Origin of the sequence: Leuconostoc lactis KCTC 3528 = DSM 20202 (assembly GCF_014651235.1) — a bacterium.
Classification (GTDB): domain Bacteria; phylum Bacillota; class Bacilli; order Lactobacillales; family Lactobacillaceae; genus Leuconostoc; species Leuconostoc lactis.
The window spans coordinates 18,614-30,272 of sequence record NZ_BMWM01000019.1 but is presented as its reverse complement, the minus strand read 5'-3'; the positions used below and the strand labels follow the sequence as shown (position 1 = coordinate 30,272).

Sequence of the window (11,659 nt, the reverse complement as noted above, 5' to 3'; positions counted from 1 at the left end):
ACACCAATCGAGATCTTCTTACTTAATCTACGTCACTAAATTCGTTCAAGTTATTTCTTGCAATCTGCCATTTGTAAACCTTCCCGTATAGTCAATGCTGATATCCAAAGGCTTATTCTGTGATAAGCCAGTAAAATACTTGCTAGCACTATACTGCCACGCCGCAAATTCTGAATTATATTGTAAGGCACGGGCAGCTGCCGGATTTGCCTCATTTGGATACTGCGCCATCCAGATATCTTTTGTACTAATACGATTGGTATCCACAATGTTATCCGGGCCAGTAATCGCTTTGTAAGAATAGTTGATGACATTCGGATAACCCTGTTGCGCTAATGTGTTACGGAATGCGTTGAGATCCGCAACTTTATCACCAGTACTATTGACAGCATAACCTTCTTCATAGTCATCTACCATCAGCGTATCACTTGGAAGTCCCAAAGCTTTAGCATAGTTGGCAAAATATTTTGCTTCATTTGCTGCTTCTGATGGATTCGTAAACCAGGCATAATGATACGCTGCAATCTTCATTCCAGCATTTCTGGCATAGCTAATTTGTGTGGCTGCAAATGGATTTTTATAGGTTGTATATTCTGATAATTTAATCACAGCTGTTTTAATACCTGCTGCATACATTGCCTTGTAGTCCGCCTGCGTTAGCCAACTCTGGTGAGAAGATACATCGATAAAATCTGATGGGGCAATGGGTGGTAAGTAAGCTGTCCCACCACCAGGTGCTGTCCCACCCTTTTTGACCAATTGCACTTGGATTGCTTCAATACGTAATCCGCGCCCAGCCGTTCCGGCGGTTTGACCGTTTGATGCCCAACCTAGCCAACCATAATTTTGCACATAAGTACGATAATAAATATCATAGCTATTGCTTAACGTTCCTGTTAAATTAAAGCTTAAGGCTTCAACCTGTAAGCCTTGCCCTGAAGTACCGGCAACAGCATTATCACTGACCGCTGATTGCCAACCGATATTTTGGACATAGGCCTTGTAAGTCACCCCACCAGACATGTTGTCCGGTAAGTCACTCACATTAGCCTTAAAGGCTTCAACACGCAGTGCTTGCCCGGTTGTACCGGCGGTACCACCATCTGCGACACTGTTTTGCCAACCGATATTTTGGACATTTGTTTGATAGTGAATACTTGGATCGGGCTTTCGCGTGTAAGATGGATTCGTCGTATCCCCTGGTGCAGGCTGGCCTTTAGGTACTAAGACAACCTGCATTCCTTCTAGGCGATAACCATAACCAGATGTTCCAGCATCTTGCCCGTTTGATGCCCAGCCCAGCCAACCAAAGTTTTGCGCATGGACACGATAGTAAACATTATAATAATTAGCAATATTACCAGATAATTTGATTCGGATAGCTTCCAACCGTAGCGCTTGACCCGAAGTACCACTAATCCCACCATTTTGTGTCCAGTTTTGCCAACCGATATTTTGGATATGCGTTTGATATTGGATATTGCCTGATGTGTCAGCATTTTGGTTATCTAACTGAATCATCGTGGCTTCTAATCGCTTACCTTGGCCGGTCGTACCGGACGTCTGCCCATCAGATACAAAGTTTTGCCAGCCAATATCTTGGACATGCGTCCGATACTGAACACTTGGGTCGCCATTTAGATTATAAAAAGCATTTGCCGTACTACCTGGCGCGGGTTGGCCCTTAGGGACTAACACAACCTCTAACGCTTCCAGACGGTAGCCATATCCAGCCGTTCCAGCTGCCTGACCATTTGATGCCCAGCCTAGCCAGCCAAAGTTTTGTGCATGGACCCGATAGTAAACATCATAATAGTTCGCAATATTGCCTGAAAGTTTAATGCGAATTGCTTCAAGTCTTAGCGCTTGACCTGAAGTGCCACTGACACCACCATCTTGTGTCCAATTTTGCCAACCAATATTTTGGATATGCGTCTGATATTGAACACTACCAGTCATGGTACTGTCTTGATTAGCAAGTTGGATAGTTGTCGCCTCTAAACGCTTGCCTTGCCCGGTTGTGCCAGCCATGTGACCATTAGCGACATAAGGTTGCCAGCCAATATCCTGGACATGCGTCCGATATTGGATACTCGGTTGTTGTACTGCTGCTACTGGTGATGACCATTGACTCGTGAGTAACAGACCAATAACAGCCGTTAAAATAATCACTAACTGCTAGTGATTTTGTTATTCTGCATTGTTCAATCTACTTTTCCTATAACTTTATAATACATTTATTATAACAAAATTCATGTCATCTTTATATGACATGAGATATAAAAATCATCCAAAAAATTTTGGATGATTTTTTATCATTATTTCTGTTTTACTAACATAACGCCTCGGCCAATAGACCAAAATACAATTAGCATGACCGCGAAACCAATTAAGCTAACAGATGCTTTAAAGAGCGGTGGCTCAAACTGTAACGTAATTGTTTGTTCGTCTTGTGACGCTGGTATTTTAACTTGTGTCAAATAGCCACGTAGTGGTTTAGCCAACTTTGCCTGTCCACCTATCACATGATAGCCGGGCCATGCCGTTCTTGAAAAGACGACTTTGGCTTCATCACGATGTGCTGGTACTTTAATTGTGACTTCATAATTCGAATTTTTAATTTCCGTCACTTGTGGGATATTGCTCCAGACAACACCACCGACATTATTGTTGATCTTTTCTCGCTGAATCACAACATAATGTTGATCATGAGACGTTACCTGCCAACCAGACGGCACATTTTTGTGCTTGATGAGATTACGATAAACTTTACGATCTCCTTCGTTACCAACCACTACGGTGTCGACACTCAAAAGATCTGCCAACGGTAACTGCGTTTGCTTATCTTTTTTAAATAGCTTTGCGTAATGCTCAACTGGCACGTGAGTGGGTTCACCACCTCGAAAATCTGCACTAAACTCTTTAAATCCAACTGGCGTGTATACGTTCATGGAATCATTTTTTGTGATATACCAATCATTACCAACAATAATATGATCATCATTCCCTAATACAACAGTATTACCTTGGAATTTTTTAGACATCTTCAAAATATCAGATTTCTTAGCTGGCATTTGGAAGTCAGTATACTTATAAGTAATATGTTGTTGTTGAATAGAATCATTATTTCTTCCAATTGTTCTTTGTTGTACTAACATCGAAAAACCAGTTGTTAAAATTGCAATGCTTAGAATAACTACTGTTGGTTTCTTTACACGTACGAGAAATGATTTAAACTTCAAAAGTGTAGCACCACTACCGATATACGCCAAAGCGGCTACAGATAATGCAATAATGACATTGGTAGCCAAACTTGACTCAATTCGGGCAGGTGTATTTGAAAATTCAAGAAATGTTCCCAAAAAAGTTATGCCAGCCAAAATCCAAAGGCGTGATTTACTAAACTTTAATCCAACTTTTGATAATAGCAATATCAGTAGGAGCAACGTTAATTGACCAAAATATGCCATCATTCGAACTGGGTAACGTAACGGTCCAATGTTTGATGGTCCAAACAAAAGAAAAAATGTTATTAATGTTGGCACTAACCATTGGATAAAAATTGTTTTATTATTAACAATAGTGTTTTTAACATTTCTATAATCTAGAAAAATAAACAATAATGCAAGCCAACCAATATACATCCAAGGCATATAGGTAACACTACTTGTAGTCCACCAAGAACTAAGTTCTGGATAACCTATTGGAGAGAATGAAAATAACAAATCTGATAGGTTTGGTGAGAAAAAGTTATCATTCGTTATTCCCGATCCACTGCGCATTGTTACGGGTGAAATGGCAATTCCTGGTAGATATACAGCAATTGTTGTCGCAGCTAAACTAATGCCTAAAAAGATAATCCGACGTAATTGCGCCCAATTTTTCATCACGATGGCAGCAATAAAAGCTCCCAACATGATGGTAATTAACATGATTGTTCCAAAGACATACCCAACGGTAATAATTGAATAACCAACCACAAAAACCAATACTGGACCTGTGTTTTTATTCAAAAATCGCCGTAAAACCCACCAAAACCAAGGGAAAAAGGCCGAAACCATTAAATCAGTCACCCAAGATGAGGCGCCTGCAAAAATAGTAAATCCGACAAAAGGCGTCACAATCCCATAAATAATTGCGTATGGCTTTTGAACAGCCATTGAGCGCGCCAACAAGAAAGAGCCAACCCCTAAGATGTTTAACAGAACAATTTTAAATATCGACGCAAATATCAAAAAATTAGAAGAATAATAAACAACAACGGAGATTAACCAAACCAGTGGGCTAAATGTTCCCCACTGACCCTCAGCTAAATAATTCCCTGACCCTTGGGCAGCCACGTTGAAAATCGGTAACTGGCCCTGCATCACTAATTTGCCAACTTCATACCATTGCCCAATTGCCCCACGTTGTGTGTCATCCAAAAAATAGAAACGATGAAAAAAGAACAATGGAATTAAGCTAAAAATGGACACAATCGCAACAATGAGGACAATTGCACCAAAGGTACTTTGCCAACTATTGCGTAGTCTTTGCTTGATCGTCATATTATGCAGGTCCTTAATCATTCAACTCTTCGGCAATGATATAACGTGGGCGGTGCTTAACTTCAAGGAAAATCTTGCCAATATATTCACCAATAATCCCGATTGCCACTAATTGCAACCCACCAAGCATCCAAATCGACACCATCAAAGTTGGCCAACCTGCTGATGTTTTACCAAATGCCCAACCAATAAAGATATAAATTAAACTAAGGATACTAATCCCAAAAATACCTAAACCGACATTCCGCACAAATGTGATTGGTGAAATTGAAAATGATGTAATCCCTGTTGCCGCAAACTTAATCATTTTACGCAAAGGATACTTCGTTTCCCCAGCTTCGCGTTCAGCACGGGCATAATAAACTTTGGCTTCGTTGAAACCAATCAGTGGGAAAATGCCACGCAAGAACATTTCGCGTTCTTGATATTCTGAAAAGGCACGCAATACCTTTTGATTGACCAAACGAAAATCCGCATGGTTGGGAATTGAATTAGCCCCTAGCGCTGACATCACTTTGTAAAAGCTTTGTGCCGTAAAGCGCTTGAAGAACGTATCGGTTGTTCGATCATTACGCACACCATAAACGATGTCTTTCCCTGAGTTAGCCAATTCAACCATCTCAACAATAGCTTGTGGATCATCTTGAAGATCAGCGTCAATCGTCACAACATAATCAACATCTGTATCTGTTAAATACGTCATCCCAGCAATAAGCGCGTTTTGATGCCCAAAATTCGTGCTAAAACGCAATCCCTGAACATTGCCATATTTTTCATGTAGTTCATTGATAAGTGCCCAAGTCTTATCCTTTGAGCCATCATCAACATACATGATAAAACTACTTGGCGCAACGAGATTTGCTTGTATCATTTCTGTCAACAAATCATGTAATCGCGCTGTGGTCTTTTCAATGACCTCTTCTTCATTGTAAGCTGGCAAAACAATTGCTAATTTTTTTGATGCCATTTATTTCATACCTCTCACTTTATAAACCATGAGGCGTAAATTCTGCATGACTTTTGCCATTGCATTACCACGCCACAGGACTGATTTTGTTACAATATCAGGAAACTCTTGGTGCATCGCTTCATTCATACCGATGACATGTTGACTCTGAACATCCTGTAACTCTGCCGTCCATTGGCCTGAACTGACGCGGAATTTTACGCCCACTGTCACATCGGGCACAAAATTACCCAATGTCAAAACATGCAAGTAAGTTGATAAATCAACCACATACGGATGCGTAAAATCCCAACCACCAGCCTGCTCAAAAGCATCACGGCGCATCAAGACACCACCTGGTTCACCAATCGCATTAATGCCTAAACCAACTACATGACGAATAACCGCTGCCCCACGCATTGGTCGCTTCAAGCCCAAAAGCCCCCACGACTTTTTAATGACATGGTTCTGATCATCAATAACTTCTCGTAAACTAGCCGTTAAGACTGTAGCTGTATTGGCCTCTAATAAATCAAATTGCCGCTTTAAGGTACCTGGCAGTAGCACATCATCTTGTGGGATTAATTTAATGTATTTCCCCGTTGCTTTGCTTGACACAAATTGCCAATTTTCTTTGGCTGCCCCCTGTGGTGCAGTATAAATTTTTAGCCGTGGATTCGTCGCAGCCATTTTTTCTAATAACGCGCGCGTCCCATCTTCCGGTCCCTGAATTGCAACTGACACATCAAAAGTAACACCAACTTGGTCTAACACTGATTGCACGGTTTCTTCAATAAAGGGTCTCGCTTTATATGCGGGTATAACAACCGAAATATCTAACATTATTTTGATCTCCTAAATGAAAAAAACTTATGCCCAACAAAACTAATCATCGTTGTCACAATTAAAATTAAAAACTGTGCAGCAATTGGGTTCATATGTCCGAAATTAACCAATAGTGGCAATACAACCAAGTTAATCACATAACTCACGAGGTTAATCATCGTAAACCGAACAAAGTCTTTGACAACTTGCCCCTGAACACGAAATGTTACCTTCCGATGTAAATAAAATGCCACAAAATTAGACACAATTTGGGAAATAACCAACGCGACCATATAGCCATGTGGCACTGTTTTTAATGTTAATGTTAAACCAGTAAAAATAAAAAAACCAAAAAACGTATTGAATCCGCCAACCAAAAGGAATCTGAATTTTTCATCGGAAATCAATTTTTTAATGTAATCTATCATATTAATCTAAAAAATCCTCTCATGACGGACGTTTCTATCGTGCGTCAATTCAGTCCTTATCTTGTAGACTTGCCAAAAATTGGGCCAAGGCTGCACGCCAATTCAAAATATCAAAGCCGGTCGCTTTGGCCTTGTCCAAACTCATCACCGAATGCTTTGGACGGTAGGCCTTTTGGGGGAATTCTGCACTCGTCACTGGTGTCACCTCGACGTCCGTTGTCTTAAGAATTTCCCGCGCAAAATCAAACCAAGTCGCGGTATCATCATTTGATAAATGATACGTCCCAAATGCCGCATTCACCGTGATTAAATGTAACATAAACTCCGCTAATGTCCGCGTCCAAGTTGGCCGACCTAACTGATCATTGACCACACTCAACTTCGGGTGCGTTTGAGCCAGACGTTGCATCGTGTAGACAAAATTATTCCCAAATTCACCAAACACCCAACTCGTTCGCACGATATAGGCATCGGCGCCACTTTCAACCACGCCTAGTTCACCTGCTAGTTTGGCCCGACCGTAAGCATTTTGCGGATTAACCGGATCAGTTTCACGATAATCCGTTAGGCTTTTACCATCAAACACATAATCGGTTGATACAGCAACCAATTTGGCTTGCACGAGCTTCGCTGCATCGGCGACGTTTTTCGTCCCATTAGCATTGACTTGCCAGTTAATGTCACGTCCTTCATCTTCGGCCCAGTCAACTTTGGTATAAGCAGCGGCATGGAACACCACATCTGGCTGGACTGTTTCAAACGTGGCAAAGACGGCCGCACGATCGGTAATGTCCAGTTCTTGTGACGACAACGCGACAAAATCTAGTTCACGTTCTGTTAAAAGTTTTTGTAATTCTTGTCCTAGCTGCCCATTGGCGCCAGTAATTAGAAATTTCATGTCTACGCTCTCTTATTGATTATTTTGCGCGTACTTAGCTTCAACTTCGGCCTTTTCACCTTGCCACCAAGCTTGGTTATCGGCATACCATTGAATGGTATCTGCTAGACCAGTTTCAAAGTCGGTGTACTTTGGTGTCCAACCCAATTCTTCACGCATCTTCGTGGCATCAATGGCATAGCGCAAGTCATGCCCTGAACGGTCTTGCACAAAGTCAAAGTCGTCTTCAGCCTTGCCCATATCCTTCAAAATGGCACGCAAAACCGTGATATTATCCTTTTCACCATCGGCACCAACGAGGTAAGTTTCCCCAATCTTACCCTTGGTCAAAATCGCCCAGATGGCTGTGGCATGGTCATAGGTGTGAATCCAGTCACGCACGTTTTTGCCGTTACCGTACAACTTTGGCTTAATCCCACTCAAAATGTTGGTTACTTGACGTGGGATAAACTTTTCAATGTGTTGGTAAGGCCCATAGTTGTTTGATGTATTAGAAATCGTGGCTTGCAAGCCAAATGAACGCACCCAAGCACGGACTAACAAATCAGACCCCGCCTTTGTTGAGGAATAAGGACTTGAAGGCCGGTATTGTGATTCTGGTGTAAACTTTTCACCAGCCCCTTCGCCATGACCTGGCAAGTCTTCCCGCAATGGCAAATCGCCATAGACTTCATCCGTTGAAACATGGTGGAAACGCTTGTTGTACTTACGCGCTGCTTCAATCAAGGTGTAAGTCCCAATAATGTTGGTTTGCACAAAGGGTGATGGATCTTTGAGGGAGTTATCGTTGTGTGATTCGGCAGCATAGTGAACCACAGCATCTGTTTCGGCGACCAATTGGTCCACCAATGGCGCATCGGCGATGTCCCCAACCACCAACTTCACACGGTCTTCAGGCAAGCCAGCTAAGTTGGCTTTATTCCCCGCATACGTCAACTTATCCAACACGGTCACAAACACATCTGGGTGTTCTGCCACAATGTAACGCACGAAGTTCGCCCCGATAAAGCCAGCACCACCAGTTACCAAAATATTTTTATAGTCAGTCATGTTTCTCTCCAATTATAATTGTTCAGGTTGCAACGCCACCACGTCTTTAAGTAGTGGATGATTTTTATCGGCTTCGCTCACTTCAGCGTGAGCAACGTCGGCCCATTCAATGCCTAAGGTTGGGTCGGCATAGTTCACAAAGGCGTACTTTGGCTTTAATTCTAAAGCCCAGTAATCGTTGACCAAATATGAATAAGACACGGTCTCACTCAAAACTTGGAAACCATTGGCCACCCCACGTGGCACAAAGATGCCCTTGCTAGCATCGATGACCGTTTGATACACGTGGCCAAACGAGTCTCCAGCACGCAAATCAACCCAAGCACCTAAGACCTTGCCGTTATCCGCCACTGAGATGTACTTATCCCAAGGTTCGGCGTGCAAACCACGCAAAACGCCTTGGCGTGAGAAAGACACATTGTTTTGCAACTTGCCTTCGGCAAAAAAAGATTCCGGAAAACCTAAGGGTATCATCTTTTCTTTTTGGAAGTTTTCTTTAAACCACCCACGGTTATCGCCGTGAACCGGAATATCAAATTCAAGCATGCCGGGAATTTCTGCCACTTGGCGGGCTGCTAACGGCTTTTCAAAAAATTCAGCTGTCATGTTGTCTCCTTTACTTTAAACGGGCTTGTTCATCGGCTACTAGACGCAACAAGTACTGACCGTAATCGTTTTTCTTGAGTGGTTGCGCTAAAGCTTCGAGTTGTTCTAGGCCGATGTAACCCATACGATAGGCAATTTCTTCCAGTGAAGCGACTTTAAGGTTTTGTTGCTTTTGGATTGTGGCAATAAAGGATGACGCTTCGAGCAAAGATTCATGCGTTCCTGTATCTAACCAAGCATAACCACGGCCCATCACTTGAACATCCAAATCACCACGGTCAAGGTAGGCTTGGTTAATATCAGAAATTTCAATTTCCCCTCGCGCTGAAGGTTGTACATTGGCAGCAATTTCAACCACGTCATTGTCGTAGAAATACAGACCAGTCACGGCATAGTTTGACTTGGGGTGTTCTGGCTTTTCGACAATGGATAAAGCCTTACCGTCATCATCAAATTCAACGACCCCAAAGCGTTCGGGATCATGGACTTGGTAACCAAAGACGGTTGCCCCAGTGGTTTTCTGTGCCGCAGCTTGTAGTTTTTCGGACAAACCAGCGCCGTAGAAAATGTTATCGCCTAAGACCAACGCCACCGTGTCATCACCAATAAAATCAGCGCCAACAATAAAGGCGTCCGCCAACCCACGGGGCTCTTCTTGAATGGCATATTCGATTTGTAAGCCTAAGTCATGACCATCGCCAAACAATGCTTCAAATTGGCCGACATATTCTGGTGTTGAAATTAACAAAATTTCTTTAATACCCGCCAACATCAAGACTGACAAGGGATAATAAATCATTGGCTTGTCATAAATGGGTACCAACTGCTTACTAGTCGCTTTGGTAATGGGATATAGTCGTGTGCCGGAACCGCCGGCGAGGATAATGCCTTTCATGTTTAGGTCTCCTTATGTAGGACATTTTATGTATCTCAAAGATTCAAGTATCGGAATAGTATCACTATCACATGCTTTCCCATTATACCATAAGTCCTATTCTACCGCGAATAGCGTCATGATTTGTGTCATACGATAGGCCAAGAAAAGGCCGTTATTTACCATAAAAAAACAAGGCAGATACCTGCCTTGTTTAAATTCGTATAAAACATGACGTGACCTGATAGATAACACTCTGGCTATTTTAAACGTTACGCCCCTCATCAATGAATAATTGCTTCATGCGTTTTATTTTTTTCTGTGTCGCACATGCTAATTTCAATTTAGCAATTTGACGAAACGTTGGTTTAATCGCGACATTGGTTGCCGTTGCTAAATCAATATATTGCCAAGAAGTCCCTAAGTCCACGAGCGATTGGTGTTTCACATCATAATAATCATCACCAGGATTAATTGCCGTACCACGATAACCGAGTAAGGCACCAATCAAATGAAAGTGGAACCTGGTGGTGACCCACTCTTGATTCGCTTTCACGGGTATGCCGTGTTGCCAAATATCCCAGAAACCATAAAATGTCAACCGTTGTTGGATATCTGGATAATCTTGTAAGGCTTCACTATAAAATAACCAGTTATCACCAGGAATCATCGCTTCAACAATCCCAATTTTTTTATCACGATGACTGGGTTGTCGCAAATAAGCGACCAATAATTGGATGAATTTTCCCTGTTGCGTATCCTGCTTAAAGGGCTGAATCATCAATAAAACATCTGGATTATCTGGCCGATCATCTTGTTTAATGGCCTCGAATTTTGGTGCCATCACGACGTCATCATATTCAAAGGTTGTATTGGCCACAACCGTACTTGCTCGGTCTCGCACACCAATATATGAAAACACACCGGTATAGCGCGCTAAATTTGCCGCAATATCGTCAGTAATCGGCGTCACACCTAAACCAGTAGCATAGAGCTGAGTATCTGGTCGATCACGCTTAACCAACGCCAATAACATAAAAAACAAATACGTATAAGAAAATTCCTGGTATGCGGTAGAAAAGTAGCCACCACCTAAAAGATGAATCACATCACTATCGAGTAGTGCCGCAATCGGGACATTGTTTCTCGGATCCCCACCGTGTAAAATAGCTGACACTTCTGATTCGTTTTCCAGAGTTAATTGCTGATCATGAGCTAAGTAGACTAAATTCCAAATCGTGTCTACGAACTGCACATGCGGCAATTCATCCTGAAAAAGAAAACTCGCCCGTGCTGGAAAAGGTACATCTAAAATTAATTGGTCGTCGGGAAAATTTTCTCGATAAAATTTTAACCAAGTGCGAACAATCTGTTCATCACCAAAGTTTGGATAGCCGGCGGTTGAAATCAAATACCTTTTAGCCATATTGGTCTCCATATCATTATCTCAAGGTGTACCCAAACATTTCATACACTAACAACTGT

10 protein-coding genes are annotated in these 11,659 nt (G+C 42.1%); all 10 read right to left on the bottom strand.

The genetic code is table 11. The annotated features are described in order from the left end of the window. Nucleotides 1-45 precede the first annotated feature (45 nt). Nucleotides 46-2,172 (bottom strand): GH25 family lysozyme, encoded by a 2,127-nt coding sequence (locus IE039_RS06105; RefSeq protein ID WP_189428904.1) that lies wholly within the window; start codon nt 2,170-2,172, stop codon nt 46-48. A gap of 146 nt (nt 2,173-2,318) precedes the next feature. After that, nucleotides 2,319-4,340, bottom strand: a complete 2,022-nt coding sequence (locus IE039_RS06100; protein ID WP_229782843.1) for a hypothetical protein — start codon at nt 4,338-4,340, stop codon at nt 2,319-2,321. 220 nt (nt 4,341-4,560) lie between these two features. Then, nucleotides 4,561-5,514, bottom strand: coding sequence for a glycosyltransferase family 2 protein (locus tag IE039_RS06095; RefSeq protein WP_010001585.1), 954 nt, complete (start codon nt 5,512-5,514; stop codon nt 4,561-4,563). After that, nucleotides 5,515-6,336, bottom strand: coding sequence for a glycosyltransferase family 2 protein (locus IE039_RS06090; protein WP_189428903.1), 822 nt, complete (start codon nt 6,334-6,336; stop codon nt 5,515-5,517). It lies immediately after the preceding gene. After that, nucleotides 6,336-6,746, bottom strand: coding sequence for a GtrA family protein (locus tag IE039_RS06085; protein WP_146977139.1), 411 nt, complete (start codon nt 6,744-6,746; stop codon nt 6,336-6,338). The genes IE039_RS06090 and IE039_RS06085 overlap by 1 nt, the downstream gene beginning before the upstream one ends. A 49-nt stretch (nt 6,747-6,795) precedes the next feature. Further along, on the bottom strand, nt 6,796-7,644 hold the full coding sequence (gene rfbD / locus IE039_RS06080; protein WP_189428902.1) for a dTDP-4-dehydrorhamnose reductase: 849 nt from the start codon (nt 7,642-7,644) through the stop codon (nt 6,796-6,798). Between the two features lie 12 nt (nt 7,645-7,656). After that, nucleotides 7,657-8,694 carry a dTDP-glucose 4,6-dehydratase gene (gene rfbB / locus IE039_RS06075; RefSeq protein ID WP_010006420.1) on the bottom strand — a complete coding sequence of 346 codons (1,038 nt, stop codon included), beginning with the start codon at nt 8,692-8,694 and terminating at the stop codon, nt 7,657-7,659. A 12-nt stretch (nt 8,695-8,706) separates the two neighbouring features. Continuing rightward, nucleotides 8,707-9,300, bottom strand: coding sequence for a dTDP-4-dehydrorhamnose 3,5-epimerase family protein (locus IE039_RS06070; RefSeq protein WP_141308245.1), 594 nt, complete (start codon nt 9,298-9,300; stop codon nt 8,707-8,709). A gap of 10 nt (nt 9,301-9,310) precedes the next feature. After that, a complete protein-coding gene (rfbA, locus tag IE039_RS06065) occupies nt 9,311-10,195 on the bottom strand; it encodes a glucose-1-phosphate thymidylyltransferase RfbA (protein WP_189428901.1) in 885 nt (294 codons plus the stop codon). Nucleotides 10,196-10,439: 244 nt separating this feature from the next. Beyond that, the gene (locus IE039_RS06060) at nt 10,440-11,600 is read right to left on the bottom strand and encodes a polysaccharide pyruvyl transferase family protein (protein WP_010006442.1); all 1,161 of its coding nucleotides are present in this window, start codon (nt 11,598-11,600) and stop codon (nt 10,440-10,442) included. Nucleotides 11,601-11,659 lie beyond the last annotated feature (59 nt).